11 protein-coding genes are annotated in these 15044 nt (G+C 60.9%); 9 read left to right on the plus strand and 2 right to left on the minus strand.

From position 1 onward, the window contains the following. Entirely contained in the window at positions 1–537 is a 537-nt protein-coding gene (rloA, locus tag QRN33_RS02415; RefSeq protein WP_039762988.1) for a retropepsin-like aspartic peptidase RloA, read from the minus strand. Positions 538–894: 357 nt separating this feature from the next. On the opposite strand from rloA, the gene QRN33_RS02420 reads away from it, so the two are divergent. From QRN33_RS02420 to prpD, 6 genes are all read left to right on the plus strand, one after another. Further along, positions 895–1617 (plus strand): GntR family transcriptional regulator, encoded by a 723-nt coding sequence (locus tag QRN33_RS02420; protein ID WP_172667900.1) that lies wholly within the window; start codon positions 895–897, stop codon positions 1615–1617. Continuing rightward, positions 1614–2504, plus strand: a complete 891-nt coding sequence (gene prpB, locus QRN33_RS02425) for a methylisocitrate lyase (RefSeq protein WP_042608455.1) — start codon at positions 1614–1616, stop codon at positions 2502–2504. The genes QRN33_RS02420 and prpB overlap by 4 nt, the downstream gene beginning before the upstream one ends. A gap of 147 nt (positions 2505–2651) precedes the next feature. Continuing rightward, positions 2652–3779, plus strand: a complete 1128-nt coding sequence (gene prpC / locus QRN33_RS02430) for a bifunctional 2-methylcitrate synthase/citrate synthase (RefSeq protein ID WP_285406640.1) — start codon at positions 2652–2654, stop codon at positions 3777–3779. A gap of 204 nt (positions 3780–3983) precedes the next feature. Next, positions 3984–6578, plus strand: coding sequence for a Fe/S-dependent 2-methylisocitrate dehydratase AcnD (gene acnD, locus QRN33_RS02435; RefSeq protein ID WP_285406642.1), 2595 nt, complete (start codon positions 3984–3986; stop codon positions 6576–6578). Positions 6579–6633: 55 nt separating this feature from the next. Next, a complete protein-coding gene (gene prpF / locus QRN33_RS02440) occupies positions 6634–7824 on the plus strand; it encodes a 2-methylaconitate cis-trans isomerase PrpF (RefSeq protein WP_285406644.1) in 1191 nt (396 codons plus the stop codon). Between the two features lie 371 nt (positions 7825–8195). Continuing rightward, positions 8196–9680 (plus strand): 2-methylcitrate dehydratase, encoded by a 1485-nt coding sequence (gene prpD / locus QRN33_RS02445; protein WP_285406646.1) that lies wholly within the window; start codon positions 8196–8198, stop codon positions 9678–9680. Positions 9681–9782: 102 nt separating this feature from the next. On the opposite strand, the gene ppsR is transcribed toward prpD, so the two are convergent. Continuing rightward, the gene (gene ppsR / locus QRN33_RS02450; protein WP_016773826.1) at positions 9783–10601 is read right to left on the minus strand and encodes a posphoenolpyruvate synthetase regulatory kinase/phosphorylase PpsR; all 819 of its coding nucleotides are present in this window, start codon (positions 10599–10601) and stop codon (positions 9783–9785) included. A gap of 174 nt (positions 10602–10775) precedes the next feature. On the opposite strand from ppsR, the gene ppsA reads away from it, so the two are divergent. The 3 genes from ppsA to rraA all read left to right on the plus strand — a co-directional run bounded on the left by ppsA (position 10776) and on the right by rraA (position 15028). Continuing rightward, complete coding sequence (gene ppsA / locus QRN33_RS02455) at positions 10776–13151, plus strand: phosphoenolpyruvate synthase (RefSeq protein WP_285406650.1); 2376 nt, start codon at positions 10776–10778, stop codon at positions 13149–13151. A gap of 185 nt (positions 13152–13336) precedes the next feature. After that, positions 13337–14326: an alpha/beta fold hydrolase gene (locus QRN33_RS02460; protein ID WP_285406653.1), complete on the plus strand. Its 990-nt coding sequence runs from the start codon at positions 13337–13339 to the stop codon at positions 14324–14326. A 210-nt stretch (positions 14327–14536) separates the two neighbouring features. Further along, positions 14537–15028 (plus strand): ribonuclease E activity regulator RraA, encoded by a 492-nt coding sequence (gene rraA / locus QRN33_RS02465; RefSeq protein WP_123418698.1) that lies wholly within the window; start codon positions 14537–14539, stop codon positions 15026–15028. Positions 15029–15044: the final 16 nt, after the last annotated feature.

Here is a 15044-nt window from a genome sequence, read left to right on the forward strand (position 1 = left end):
TTACTCGGCGGTATGAGCGGCGATGGTGCAGGCAGGTTTGCCGGCAGCGTATTTAAGACTGGGGTCGACCAGCGCGTCGAAGCGTTTCAACGCCTCGGAGCCGATCAAGAGCGGGTATTGGAACGCACTTCGGTCGGTGAGGTTCACTTCGATGCTGCGCAATGCCGAGCCCATGCAGATATCCAGCTCGATCACCGGACGGGCGGTGTACTGCTTGCCTTCTTCCGGGTCGTAGTCGCCGGCGCGGCGCTTGATCTTGCTGACCCGCGCGAGCGGCCGTTCGATGGGGTGCGAATGCGCGGCATCGATCGCCAGGTAGAAACGTACCCAGGATTCACCGTTGCGTTTGAAGCGTTTGATGTCACGGGCGCTCAGCGAGGCGGTTTTCGCCCCGGTGTCGAGCTTGGCCGCGACTTCGAGATTGATGCCGTCAAGCGAAGCGTATTCGTTGAGGCCGTACACGGTTTTTTCCCCCGCGGCGGCGAGGCCGGGCAGGCAAAACAGAGCAAAAAAGGTGGGGAAAGGCTTGAGTCTCATAAATCCTGGTGCGCAGCGTTCCGTTATCGGTTCAGGTGCCCGCACAACCGTGCGCAAGCCCCCGCGTGTGCCTGGCAGCTTTTTATGGCAAGCCGTAGAAAGACCCGCAAATGCGGGCGGCATTCTAGCACGGTGGTTTTATGGCGCCAGCGCTTGGGGCAGTGTGGAGCAAGATCAAAGGATCGCAGCCTTCGGCAGCTCCTACAAAGGGGTGGCCTGCATTCTGTAGGAGCTGCCGAAGGCTGCGATCTTTTTAGGTTATTAGACGATTGTCGACAATACCTATTTATCCTTTGACTGATCACGCGATATTGGCTAGTTTTTGCCGCATTGGATTTAAAGGTGTCGACAATCATGCTGGATCAACTCGATCCCCCGGTCATCAGCGGCGACGATTCCGAGACGCTCTCGGAAAACGTTTTCCGGCGCATCCAGGCCGCTATCGTCAAAGGCGAAATCGCCCCGGGCAGCAAGATTTCCGAGCCGGAGCTGGCGCGCACCTATGGCATCAGCCGGGGGCCGTTGCGTGAAGCGATCCACCGTCTGGAAGGCCAGCGCCTGCTGGTGCGTGTGCCGCACGTGGGGGCGCGGGTGGTCTCGCTCAGCCACGCCGAATTGATCGAACTCTACGAGATCCGCGAATCCCTCGAAGGCATGGCCTGCCGCCTCGCTGCCGAGCGCATGAGCGTCGCGGAAATCGACGAGTTGCGCCGGGTTCTGGAAACCCACGAGCGCGATGCGGCGTTCCAGGCCGGCGTCGGTTATTACCAGCAGGAAGGCGATTTCGACTTTCATTACCGGATCATCCAGGGCAGCGGCAATCGCACGCTGACGCAGATGCTCTGCGGCGAGCTGTATCAACTGGTGCGCATGTACCGCATCCAGTTTTCCACCACGCCGAACCGCCCGCACCAGGCCTTCGCCGAACACCACCGCATTCTCGATGCCATCGCCGACCGTGACGGCGAGCTCGCGGAACTGTTGATGCGCCGCCACATCGGCGCCTCGAAACGCAACATCGCCCGTCACTACGAAGACGGCGCCCACAACCAGACAGCCACTGAACGAGGTGACTCATGAGTTCCAACCTGAACACGCCGGGCCAGCGCTTCCGCGATGCGGTCGCCAGCGAGCATCCTTTGCAAGTGGTCGGCGCGATCAACGCCAACCACGCGCTGCTGGCCAAACGCGCCGGTTTCAAGGCGATCTACCTGTCCGGTGGCGGCGTGGCCGCGGGATCTCTTGGCGTGCCGGACCTGGGCATCACCGGGCTGGATGACGTGCTGACCGACGTGCGGCGGATCACCGATGTCTGCGACCTGCCGCTGCTGGTGGACGTGGATACCGGCTTCGGTTCATCGGCGTTCAACGTGGCTCGAACGGTCAAGTCGATGATCAAGTTCGGCGCGGCGGCGATTCACATCGAGGATCAGGTCGGCGCCAAGCGTTGCGGCCATCGCCCCAATAAAGAAATTGTCAGCCAGCAGGAAATGGTCGATCGCATCAAGGCGGCAGTCGATGCGCGCACCGACGACAGCTTCGTGATCATGGCGCGTACCGATGCGCTGGCGGTGGAAGGGCTGGAGTCGGCGCTCGATCGCGCGGCCGCGTGCATCGAGGCCGGCGCTGACATGATTTTCCCGGAAGCCATCACCGAACTGGACATGTACAAGCTGTTCGCCAACCGCGTGAAAGCGCCGATCCTCGCCAACATCACCGAGTTCGGTGCGACCCCGCTGTACACCACCGAGCAACTGGCCGGCGCCGATGTTTCCCTGGTGCTGTACCCGCTGTCGGCGTTCCGCGCGATGAACAAGGCAGCGGAAAATGTCTACACGGCGATCCGCCGCGATGGCACGCAACAGAATGTCATCGACACCATGCAGACTCGCATGGAGCTCTACGATCGTATCGATTACCACACGTTCGAGCAGAAGCTCGATGCGTTGTTTGCTGCGAAAAAATGATTGAAAGATCAAAAGATCGCAGCCTCGTTTCACTCGACAGCTCCTACAGGAACGCGGTCGATGTAGGAGCTGCCGAAGGCTGCGATCTTTTGCGAACGACACCGTAATTGCAGATTCCCTAACAAATTCAAAAAATTGGAGATAGCAATGGCCGAAGCAAAAGTACTCAGTGGCGCCGGACTCCGGGGCCAGGTTGCCGGGCAAACCGCTTTGTCCACCGTGGGCCAGGCCGGTGCCGGGCTGACCTACCGCGGCTACGACGTGCGTGAACTGGCCGCCGACGCGCAATTTGAAGAAGTCGCCTATCTGCTGCTGTACGGCGAGCTGCCGACAAAAGCGCAACTGGCCGACTACCAGAGCAAGCTGAGCAAGCTGCGCGACCTGCCGCAGGCGCTGAAAGAAGTGCTTGAACGCATTCCCGCCGACGCGCATCCGATGGATGTGATGCGCACCGGTTGCTCGTTCCTCGGCAACATCGAGCCAGAGAAAGACTTCTCCGAGCAGCGCGACAAGACCGACCGTCTGCTCGCCGCGTTCCCGGCGATCATGTGCTACTGGTATCGCTTCAGCCACGACGGCAAACGCATCGATTGCGTCAGCGACGAGCCGACCATTGGCGGCCACTTCCTGCATTTGCTGCACGACAGGAAACCGAGCGAACTGCACGTCAAAGTCATGAACGTGTCGCTGATCCTCTACGCCGAGCACGAATTCAACGCCTCGACGTTCACCGCGCGCGTTTGCGCCTCGACGTTGTCGGATCTGTACTCGTGCGTCACGGCGGCGATCGGTTCGCTGCGTGGCCCGTTGCACGGCGGCGCCAACGAAGCGGCGATGGAAATGATCGAGCGCTTCTCGTCGCCGGAAGAGGCGATCAAGGGCACCCTCGGCATGCTCGAGCGCAAGGACAAGATCATGGGCTTCGGCCACGCGATCTATAAAGACAGCGATCCGCGCAACGAGGTGATCAAGGGCTGGTCGAAAAAACTCGCCGACGAGGTCGGTGACAAGGTGTTGTTTGCGGTTTCCGAAGCCATCGACAAGACCATGTGGGAACAGAAGAAGCTGTTCCCGAATGCCGATTTCTACCATGCCTCGGCGTATCACTTCATGGGCATCCCGACCAAGCTGTTCACACCGATCTTCGTCTGCTCGCGCCTGACCGGCTGGGCTGCGCACGTGTTCGAACAGCGTGCCAACAACCGCATCATCCGTCCAAGCGCCGAGTACACCGGCGTCGAACAGCGCAAGTTCGTGCCAATCGAACGTCGCTGACCGGTGGGCTGACCCGATCCTTGAAACCACCGCAAATCCCTGTAGGAGTGAGCCTGCTCGCGATGACGGACTGACATTCAATATTGATGTCGACTGATCTACCGATATCGCGAGCAGGCTCACTCCTACAGGGGGACGGTGTGGATCTCAAGGTTGATGTCAGACCCCACCCTTTGAAACTACCGTGACCCGAGTCCTGACCCGATGAACACAGAATTCCGCAAAAACCTTCCCGGCACGCCGCTGGATTACTTCGACACCCGTGCGGCGGTCGAGGCGATTGCGCCCGGCAGCTATGACACCCTGCCGTACACCTCCCGCGTGCTGGCGGAAAACCTCGTGCGTCGCTGCGACCCGAGCACGCTGACCGCTTCGCTCAAGCAACTGATCGAACGCAAGCGCGATCTCGATTTCCCGTGGTTTCCGGCGCGGGTGGTCTGCCATGACATCCTCGGCCAGACCGCACTGGTCGACCTCGCCGGCCTGCGTGACGCCATCGCTCTGCAGGGTGGTGATCCGGCGCAGGTCAACCCGGTGGTGCCGACGCAACTGATCGTCGACCACTCGCTGGCCGTCGAGGCGGGCGGTTTCGATGCCCAGGCTTTCGAGAAGAACCGCGCCATCGAAGACCGTCGCAACGAAGACCGTTTTCACTTCATCAACTGGACCAAAAAGGCCTTCAAGAACGTTGATGTGATCCCGCCGGGCAACGGCATCATGCACCAGATCAACCTGGAGAAAATGTCGCCGGTGATTCAGGTGCGCGAAGGCGTGGCGTTCCCCGACACGTGCGTCGGTACTGACAGCCACACCCCGCACGTCGATGCGCTGGGTGTGATCGCCATCGGCGTCGGCGGCCTCGAAGCCGAGAGCGTGATGCTCGGCCGCGCGTCGTGGATGCGCCTGCCAGAAAGCGTCGGCGTCGAACTGACCGGCAAGCTGCAACCGGGCATCACCGCCACCGACATGGTCCTGGCCCTGACCGAGTACCTGCGCAAACAGAAAGTCGTTGGTGCGTGGCTGGAGTTCTTCGGGGAAGGCGCGGCAGCGCTGACCCTCGGCGACCGCGCGACCATCTCCAACATGGCCCCGGAATACGGCGCCACGGCGGCGATGTTCTACATCGACCAGCAGACCATCGATTACCTGAAACTGACCGGTCGTGAAGACCAGCAAGTGCAGCTGGTCGAGCAATACGCCAAATTGACCGGGCTGTGGGCCGACAGTCTGAAAGGCGCGCAATACGAGCGTGGCCTGACCTTCGACCTGTCCTCGGTGGTGCGCAACATGGCCGGCCCGAGCAATCCGCACGCCCGCGTTGCGGTCTCGGATCTGGCGGCCAAAGGCATCTCCGGCCAGTGGGATGATGTGCCTGGGCAAATGCCCGACGGCGCGGTGATCATCGCCGCCATCACCAGTTGCACCAACACTAGCAACCCACGCAACGTCATTGCTGCCGGCCTCTTGGCGCGCAACGCCAACAAGCTCGGGCTGACGCGCAAGCCGTGGGTCAAATCCTCGCTGGCGCCGGGTTCGAAAACCGTAGCGCTGTACCTCGACGAAGCGGGGCTGACCACCGAACTGGAGCAGCTCGGCTTCGGCGTTGTCGCGTTTGCCTGCACCACCTGCAATGGCATGTCCGGCGCCCTCGACCCGCTGATCCAGCAAGAGATCATCGACCGCGATCTGTATGCGACCGCCGTGCTGTCCGGCAACCGCAATTTCGACGGGCGCATTCACCCGTACGCCAAACAAGCGTTTCTCGCCTCGCCGCCGCTGGTGGTTGCTTACGCGATCGCCGGGACCATCCGTTTCGATATCGAGAAGGATGTGCTGGGCGTGGTCGATGGTCGGGAAATTCGCCTCAAGGACATCTGGCCGAGCGACGAAGAAATCGATGCGGTGGTGAAGTCGTCGGTCAAGCCTGAGCAGTTCCGTCAGGTCTATATCCCGATGTTCGCCGTGCATGAAGACACCGGGCCGAAAGTCGCGCCGCTGTACGACTGGCGCGAAATGAGCACCTACATCCGCCGTCCGCCGTACTGGGAAGGCGCACTGGCCGGCGCCCGCCCATTGAAAGGCATGCGCCCGCTGGCGGTGCTGCCGGACAACATCACCACCGATCACCTGTCGCCATCCAACGCGATCATGCTCGACAGCGCTGCCGGCGAATACTTGGCGAAAATGGGCTTGCCGGAGGAGGACTTCAACTCCTACGCCACCCACCGTGGTGACCACTTGACGGCCCAGCGTGCAACGTTCGCCAACCCGAAACTGTTCAATGAAATGGTCGTGGAAAACGGCAAGGTCAAGCAGGGTTCGCTGGCCCGCGTCGAGCCGGAAGGCAAAGTGATGCGCATGTGGGAAGCCATCGAAACCTACATGGAACGCAAGCAGCCACTGATCATCATCGCCGGCGCCGATTACGGTCAGGGTTCGTCCCGCGACTGGGCGGCGAAGGGCGTACGTCTGGCCGGTGTCGAGGCGATTGCCGCCGAAGGGTTCGAGCGTATTCACCGCACCAACCTGGTGGGCATGGGCGTGTTGCCGCTGGAATTCAAACCCGGCACCAACCGCCACACCCTGGCCATCGATGGCAGCGAAACCTACGACGTGATCGGTGCGCGCAAACCGCGTGCGGACCTGACGCTGGTGATTCATCGCAAGAACGGCGAGCGCGTGGAAGTGCCGGTGACCTGCCGTCTTGATACCGCTGAAGAAGTGTCGATCTACGAGGCGGGCGGCGTGTTGCAGCGCTTCGCTCAGGACTTCCTCGAAGGGTCGGCGGTAGCCGTTTAAACAGGTTCAGCGGCCAATGGGTGATCAGTCCCTTGGCCGCTTCAAAGGAGCAATCATGGCTCACGCACCACAGATCAAAATCCCTGCCACCTATATGCGCGGCGGCACCAGCAAAGGCGTGTTTTTCAGCCTCACTGATCTGCCCGAAGCCGCGCAGGTGCCCGGCCCGGCCCGCGATGCGTTGCTGCTGCGGGTGATCGGCAGCCCCGACCCGTACGACAAGCAGATCGACGGCATGGGCGGCGCGACGTCCAGTACCAGCAAAACCGTAATCCTGTCGAAGAGCACCCGCGCCGATCACGACGTCGATTACCTGTTTGGCCAAGTGTCCATCGACAAACCGTTCGTGGACTGGAGCGGCAACTGCGGCAACCTCTCGGCCGCAGTCGGCTCGTTCGCCATCAGCAATGGTCTGGTCGACGCCAGCCGCATTCCGCACAACGGCGTGGCGGTGGTGCGCGTGTGGCAGGCCAACATCGGCAAGACCATCATCGCCCACGTGCCGATCACCAACGGCGAAGTGCAGGAAACCGGTGATTTCGAACTTGACGGCGTGACCTTTCCGGCGGCCGAAGTGCAGGTCGAATTCATGGATCCGGCGGCAGAGGAAGAGGGCGGCGGTGGCTCGATGTTCCCCACCGGCAATCTCGTCGATGAGCTGGAAGTGCCGGGTGTCGGCACGTTCAAGGCGACCATGATCAATGCCGGGATCCCGACAATTTTCGTCAACGCCGAAGACATCGGCTACACCGGCACCGAGCTGCAAGGCGCGATCAACGGCGATCCGAAAGCGCTGCTGATGTTCGAGACGATTCGTGCCTATGGCGCGTTGCGCATGGGCCTGATTTCCAATCTGGAAGAGGCAGCGAAACGGCAGCACACGCCGAAAGTCGCTTTTGTCGCCAAGCCTGCGGATTACGTGGCGTCGAGCGGTAAAGCGATTGCCGCGGGTGATGTGGATCTGCTGGTACGCGCGTTGTCGATGGGCAAACTGCACCACGCGATGATGGGCACGGCCGCGGTGGCGATCGGCACAGCGGCGGCGATTTCCGGCACGTTGGTCAATCTTGCTGCGGGTGGGATTGAACGCACTGCCGTGCGTTTCGGCCATCCGTCGGGAACGCTGCGTGTGGGCGCTGAGGCGACGCTGGAAAACGGCGAGTGGGTGGTGAAGAAGGCCATCATGAGCCGCACTGCACGGGTGCTCATGGAAGGTTACGTCCGAGTGCCTGCTGACTCGTTCTGACTCGACATTTTACCCTCACCCCAGCCCTCTCCCAGAGGGAGAGGGGGCCGACCGAGGTGTCTTGCGTGGTACATCGACCTGAAAGACCGAGGCGATTATGGATTCAGCAGGAATCGGCGATCTGGGGCGAGGAAGAAGTATCTACTGTGATTCGTCGACCACGCAGGTTGGCGATTATGGATTCAGCGATGGACTTTCAGGCCGGTGAACCTCCACAGCATCCCCCAATCGGTCCCCTCTCCTTCGGGAGAGGGCTAGGGTGAGGGGCTACCCTCTGACACAACACATAGAAACCAGACATCACCAACCATAAACCAGCCAAGCCCTTGAGGAAGACCCAACCACTCATTTCCCCGAACAGGAGAACCACCATGAGCGCCAACGTCGACCTGAACAACCGCCCCGACTACGACCGTGTCCTGCAGGACATCGCCGATTACGTCCTCACCTTCAAGCCCGAATCCGCCGAAGCGCTGAACACCGCGCGCAACTGCCTGATCGACACGCTGGGCTGCGGTCTGCTGGCCCTGCGTTTTCCCGAATGCACCAAGCATCTTGGACCCATTGTCGAAGGCACGATCGTGCCGTTCGGTGCGCGAGTGCCCGGCACCAGTTATCGTCTCGATCCGGTCAAAGCTGCGTGGGACATCGGCTGCATCGTCCGCTGGCTCGATTACAACGACACCTGGCTCGCCGCCGAATGGGGCCATCCGTCGGACAACCTCGGTGCCATCCTCGCCGTTGCCGATCACCTGTCGCAGCAACGCATCGCCAACGGTGAAGCACCACTGACCCTTCGCGATGTGCTGGAAGCGATGATCATGGCCCACGAGATTCAAGGCGTGATCGCCCTGGAAAACTCTTTCAACCGCGTAGGACTCGATCACGTCATGCTGGTGAAAGTCGCCTCAACCGCCGTCAGCGCCAGACTGATGGGAGCCAATCGCGAGCAGCTGTTGGCGGCGCTGTCCCATGCCTTCGCCGACGGTCAGGCGCTGCGCACCTATCGGCATGCGCCCAACGCCGGCTCGCGGAAATCCTGGGCGGCGGGGGATGCGGCGAGTCGCGGTGTAAGGCTGGCCGACATCGCCATGCGCGGTGAGATGGGTATTCCCGGGGTGCTGAGCGCGAAGCAATGGGGCTTTTATGACGTATCGTTCAGCCACACCAACAACGATCTGGCGCTGAAGCCTGAGGGCAAACGCGCTTTCAGCTTTTCCCGGCCGTTCGGCAGTTACGTGATGGAAAACGTCCTGTTCAAGATCAGCTTCCCCGCCGAATTCCATGCGCAGACCGCCTGCGAGGCGGCGGTGACCTTGCATCCGCAGGTGCGCAATCGCCTGCACGAGATCGACCGCATCGTCATCACCACTCACGAATCGGCGATCCGCATCATTTCCAAGGTCGGCCCGCTGGCCAACGCTGCCGACCGCGATCATTGTCTGCAATACATGACCGCCGTGCCGCTGGCATTTGGCAACCTGGTGGCCGAGCACTACGAAGACGACTTCCACAAGGCGCACCCGATCATTGATGTGTTGCGCGAGAAAATGGTCATCGTCGAAGAACCACGGTTCACCCGCGAATACCTCGAAGCCGACAAACGCTCGATTGCCAATGCCGTGCAGGTGTTTTTCAAGGACGGCAGCAGCACCGAAAACGTGGTGGTGGAATACCCGATCGGCCATCGCCGCCGTCGCGCCGAAGGCATTCCGTTGCTGGAGTACAAGTTCAAGGCCAACCTCGCCACGCGTTTCGCTGGCCAGCGCTGCGCTGAGATTTTTGCGCTGTGCGAGGATCAGGCGCGGCTTGAAGCCACGCCGGTGAATCGATTCATCGACCTGTTTGTGCTCTGACAGACCTCGTTATCGTTCATCGCGAGCAGGCTCGCTCTCACAGTCGTTACGATGCAGGTCCATTGTGGGAGCGAGCCTGCTCGCGAAGGCGGCGACGCCGGACTACTTGAACCGCCGCTCAACCCCTTTCTCCACGAGAATCTTCGCCGAAATCTCTTCCACGGAAAAATGCGTGGAATTGATGTGCGGGATGTTCTCGCGACGGAACAGGTTTTCCACTTCGCGCACTTCGAATTCGCACTGGGCGTAGCTCGAATAGCGGCTGTTGGGCTTGCGCTCGTTGCGGATCGCGGTGAGGCGATCAGGGTCGATGGTCAGCCCGAACAGCTTGTGCTGGTGGGCGCGCAGGGCGGTTGGCAGGGTCAGGCGCTCCATGTCGTCTTCGGTGAGCGGATAGTTGGCCGCGCGGATGCCGAACTGCATGGCCATGTACAGACACGTCGGGGTTTTGCCGCATCGCGACACGCCCACTAGTATCAGATCGGCTTTGTCGTAATAGTGGGTGCGTGCGCCGTCATCGTTGTCGAGGGCGAAGTTCACCGCCTCGATACGCTCCATGTAATTGGAGTTGTGCCCGATGGAGTGGGACTTGCCCACGGTGTAGGAAGAGTGCTCGGTGAGCTCCTGTTCGAGCGGCGCGAGGAAGGTCGAGAAAATGTCGATCATGAAACCATTGGACGTTGCGAGAATCTCACGAATGTCCTGATTGACGATGGTGTCGAAGATGATCGGCCGAAAGCCGTCGGTTTCAGCGGCTTTGTTGATTTGTTGTACCATGGCCCGCGCTTTTTCCACGCTGTCGATGTAGGGCCGCGTGAACTTGCTGAAGGTAATGTTTTCGAACTGCGCCAAGAGGCTTTGACCCAGGGTTTCGGCGGTAATGCCGGTGCCATCGGAGATGAAGAAAGCAGATCGTTTCATTTGCACCTTGGGCCTTAGACTAATGAGCATTCTTGGATATGATAGGCGCGATTTGCCGGCCGCCATTGGCCCGCATTCTCACTTATTTTCCAGGTCCAGGCCATACAACCGGCCGAGGCTCCCCCGGGCCGCCGGTTTCTGAGCTTTTCCAACACAGTTAGTGGAGAGATCACCTTGGTAGAGTACGTAGTTTCCCTCGATAAGCTCGGCAAACACGATGTTGAGCATGTGGGGGGCAAGAACGCATCCCTGGGCGAGATGATCAGTAACCTGGCAGGCGCCGGTGTTTCGGTCCCCGGCGGCTTCGCCACGACGGCTCAGGCCTATCGTGACTTCCTCGAACTGAGCGGCCTGAACGAGCAGATCCACAAGGCCCTCGACGCGCTCGACGTCGACGACGTCAATGCCCTGGCCAAGACCGGCGCACAGATCCGCCAATGGATCATGGACGCCGAGTTCCCGGAAAAACTCAACACCCAGATCCGCACCGCGTTCGCCGCGCTGTCGGCCGGTAACCCTGACGTGGCCGTGGCCGTGCGTTCTTCCGCCACCGCCGAAGATTTGCCGGACGCTTCCTTCGCCGGTCAGCAGGAAACCTTCCTGAACATCCGTGGTGTGGAAAACGTTATCCGCGCCGCCAAAGAGGTGTTCGCTTCGCTGTTCAACGACCGTGCGATTTCCTACCGCGTGCACCAGGGCTTCGACCATAAACTGGTCGCCCTGTCCGCTGGCGTGCAGCGCATGGTACGTTCGGAAACCGGCACCGCCGGCGTAATGTTCACCCTCGATACCGAATCGGGTTTCCGTGACGTGGTGTTCATCACCGGCGCCTACGGCCTGGGCGAAACCGTCGTACAAGGCGCGGTCAACCCGGATGAATTCTATGTGCACAAGGGCACGCTGGAGGCCGGTCGTCCGGCCATCCTGCGGCGCAACCTGGGCAGCAAAGCCATCAAGATGATCTACGGCGACGAGGCCAAGGCCGGTCGTTCGGTCAAGACCGTCGACGTCGACAAGGCCGAACGCGCGCGTTTCTGCCTGACCGACGCCGAAGTCAGCGAGCTGGCCAAACAGGCGATGATCATCGAGAAGCACTACGGCTGCCCGATGGACATCGAGTGGGCCAAGGACGGTGACGACGGCAAGCTGTACATCGTCCAGGCGCGTCCGGAAACCGTGAAAAGCCGCACCCAGGCCAACGTCATGGAACGTTACCTGCTGAAAGAAACCGGCACTGTGCTGGTGGAAGGTCGCGCGATCGGCCAGCGCATCGGCGCCGGCAAAGTGCGGATCATCAAAGACGTTTCCGAGATGGACAAGGTCCAGCCGGGCGACGTGCTGGTCTCCGACATGACCGACCCGGACTGGGAACCGGTGATGAAGCGCGCCAGCGCCATCGTGACCAACCGTGGCGGGCGTACCTGCCACGCGGCGATCATCGCTCGCGAGCTGGGCATTCCGGCGGTGGTCGGTTGCGGCAACGCCACTCAACTGCTGAAGGATGGCCAGGGCGTGACCGTGTCCTGCGCCGAAGGCGATACCGGTTACATCTTCGAAGGCGAGTTGGGCTTCGACATCAAGAAGAACTCCGTCGATGCCATGCCGGAGCTGCCGTTCAAGATCATGATGAACGTCGGCAACCCGGATCGCGCTTTCGACTTCGCGCAGCTGCCAAACGCCGGCGTCGGTCTGGCGCGTCTGGAATTCATCATCAACCGCATGATCGGCGTGCACCCGAAAGCGCTGTTGAACTACGACGGCCTGCCGCAGGACATCAAGGACAGCGTCGACAAGCGCATCGCCGGTTACAGCGACCCGGTCGACTTCTATGTCGACAAACTGGTGGAAGGCATCAGCACCCTGGCTGCTGCGTTCACGCCGAAAAAAGTCATCGTGCGCTTGTCGGACTTCAAGTCCAACGAATACGCCAACCTGATCGGCGGCAAGCTCTACGAGCCGGAAGAAGAAAACCCGATGCTCGGCTTCCGTGGCGCTTCGCGTTACATCAGCGAATCGTTCCGCGACTGCTTCGAACTTGAATGCCGCGCGCTGAAGCGTGTGCGCAACGAGATGGGCCTGACCAACGTGGAAATCATGGTGCCGTTCGTCCGGACTCTCGGCGAAGCCAGCCAGGTGGTCGATCTGCTCGCCGAAAACGGCTTGAAGCGCGGCGAGAATGGTCTGCGCGTGATCATGATGTGCGAACTGCCATCCAACGCGATTCTGGCTGAGGAGTTCCTTGAATTCTTCGACGGTTTCTCGATCGGCTCCAACGACCTGACCCAGCTCACTTTGGGTCTGGACCGCGACTCGGGGATCATCGCTCACTTGTTCGACGAGCGTAATCCGGCGGTGAAGAAGCTGTTGGCCAACGCCATTCAGGCGTGCAACAAGGCCGGCAAGTACATCGGCATCTGCGGTCAGGGTCCTTCCGACCATCCGGATCTGGCCAAGTGGCTGATGGAACAGGGCATCGAAAGCGTGTCGCTGAACCCGGACACCGTGCTGGAAACCTGGTTCTTCCTCGCCGAAGGTCAGGCGCAGGCTTGATCAACATGTGAACGGGCCGCGTCCTCTGTAGGAGTGAGCCTGCTCGCGATAGCGTCATGACAGTCAGCAGTGATTCGAATGACACACCGCCATCGCGGGCAGGCTCACTCCTACAAGGGGCCGGGCCTTGAGATTGAAGTAGGGCGGGCTCCATTGGATGCCGCCCTTTTTTGTGCAAGAGCATTATGCAAAGCAGCAGCAACCTGTTTCCTGTCGCGCTGATCAGCGCCGAGCGGCGCGGCGATCTGAGCGAAGACGTCTATCGATTGAAACCCGGCAATAGTCCGGACTGGTCCGTGGAGATTGCTGTCACCCGCCTGGGCATGGCCGATGACTCGGCGCCACGCGGCGTGCCGGTGATCCTGTTGCATGGCAGCTTTTCCAATCGGCGCTTCTGGTTTTCCCCCAAAGGCCTCGGGCTCGGCGCGTATCTGACGCGGCTGGGCTTCGACGTGTGGATCCCGGAAATGCGCGGTCACGGCCTGTCTCAGCGTAACGAAGACTACCGGCGCAACCGCGTTGCCGATTATGCCCGCTACGACCTGCCGGCAATTGCCGCGTTTGTTCGCGAGCAGAGCGGACAGATCCCGCACTGGATCGGCCATTCTCTGGGTGGCATCACTCTGGCGGCCGCACTCGGTGGCGAATACCTTGGCGAACCGGCAGTGGCCTCGGCGGTGTTTTTCGGCACGCAGGTCAGCCGCACCTATTGGCCACTGAAGATTCCACCGGTGGAGTGGGGCGGGCGCTTTATTCTCAAGCGCTTCGCGCAATTGTCCGGCTCACGCCTCAAACGTGGCCCGGAAGATGAGCCGATCGGTCTGGCCATCGAAAGCATGCGCTGGTACGGCTTGTTCGGCCGCTTTGGCGACAAGGACAAGGATTGGTGGGCCGGGCTCGCCGAGGTTCAGGTGCCGGTGCTGGCCGTGACGGCAGCGGGGGATCATCAGGATCCGGCGTGGGCCTGCCGCAAGCTGTTCGAGCAGATCGGCTCCGAGCACAAGCAGTTCATCAACCTGGGCCGTGAGCAAGGCTTCTCGGATAATTTCGGCCACGTCGAAATGCTGGTAAGCAAAGCAGCGCAGGCTGAGGTGTGGCCGCTGGTGGCGCGCTGGCTGAGCGATCAGCAGACACTGTTGCCGGGGCAGGCAGCGAATCTGGCCGCTGCCGTCTGAGGGGCGTTCCGTTCGGCCTGGCTTGCGGCTAAGATATGACGCATTGTGCGGTTCCGGTCATATTTCGTGACTGTTTAGCGATTACGTTTCAGGGTTTGTTCAGGTTGCGTCAGCGACCATGGCATGGACTAAGGTAAACAGCGACCGCCGGAACTCGTCTCATCAGCATGCGGCATCCTTGATCGTCTTCCTTTTTACAGGAGTTTTTCGATGGAACATTACCTTACGCCTGATCTGTGCGACGCCTACCCGGAGCTGGTGCAGGTGCTGGAACCGATGTTCAGCAATTTCGGCGGCCGTGATTCCTTCGGCGGCGAAATCGTGACCATCAAGTGCTTCGAAGACAACTCGCTGGTCAAGGCGCAGGCCGAACTCAACGGTAAAGGCAAAGTGCTGGTGGTTGATGGCGGCGGTTCGCTGCGCCGCGCCCTGTTGGGCGACATGATCGCCGCCAAGGCCGCGCAGAACGGTTGGGAAGGGCTGGTCATCTACGGTTGCATCCGTGATGTCGACGTCATTGCGCAGACCGATCTCGGCGTGCAGGCGCTGGCCAGCCACCCGATGAAAACCGACAAGCGCGGCATTGGCGACCTCAACGTCCCGGTGACATTCGCCGGCGTGACGTTTCACCCGGGCCAGTACATTTATGCGGACAACAACGGCGTGATCGTTTCGCCGAGCCCGCTGAAAATGCCTGAATAAGATTTTCGACAAGGGA

It is taken from the genome of Pseudomonas sp. FR229a, assembly GCF_030209115.1.
Classification (GTDB): Bacteria; Pseudomonadota; Gammaproteobacteria; order Pseudomonadales; family Pseudomonadaceae; genus Aquipseudomonas; species Aquipseudomonas moraviensis_A.

Excerpts from the sequence above, each read along its gene's own strand:
- rloA (WP_039762988.1), bottom strand. The coding sequence starts at position 537 with ATGAGACTCAAGCCTTTCCCCACCTTTTTTGCTCTGTTTTGCCTGCCC.
- prpB (WP_042608455.1), top strand. The coding sequence starts at position 1,614 with ATGAGTTCCAACCTGAACACGCCGGGCCAGCGCTTCCGCGATGCGGTC.
- prpC (WP_285406640.1), top strand. The coding sequence starts at position 2,652 with ATGGCCGAAGCAAAAGTACTCAGTGGCGCCGGACTCCGGGGCCAGGTT.
- acnD (WP_285406642.1), top strand. The coding sequence starts at position 3,984 with ATGAACACAGAATTCCGCAAAAACCTTCCCGGCACGCCGCTGGATTAC.
- prpF (WP_285406644.1), top strand. The coding sequence starts at position 6,634 with ATGGCTCACGCACCACAGATCAAAATCCCTGCCACCTATATGCGCGGC.
- prpD (WP_285406646.1), top strand. The coding sequence starts at position 8,196 with ATGAGCGCCAACGTCGACCTGAACAACCGCCCCGACTACGACCGTGTC.
- ppsR (WP_016773826.1), bottom strand. The coding sequence starts at position 10,601 with ATGAAACGATCTGCTTTCTTCATCTCCGATGGCACCGGCATTACCGCC.
- QRN33_RS02460 (WP_285406653.1), top strand. The coding sequence starts at position 13,337 with ATGCAAAGCAGCAGCAACCTGTTTCCTGTCGCGCTGATCAGCGCCGAG.
- rraA (WP_123418698.1), top strand. The coding sequence starts at position 14,537 with ATGGAACATTACCTTACGCCTGATCTGTGCGACGCCTACCCGGAGCTG.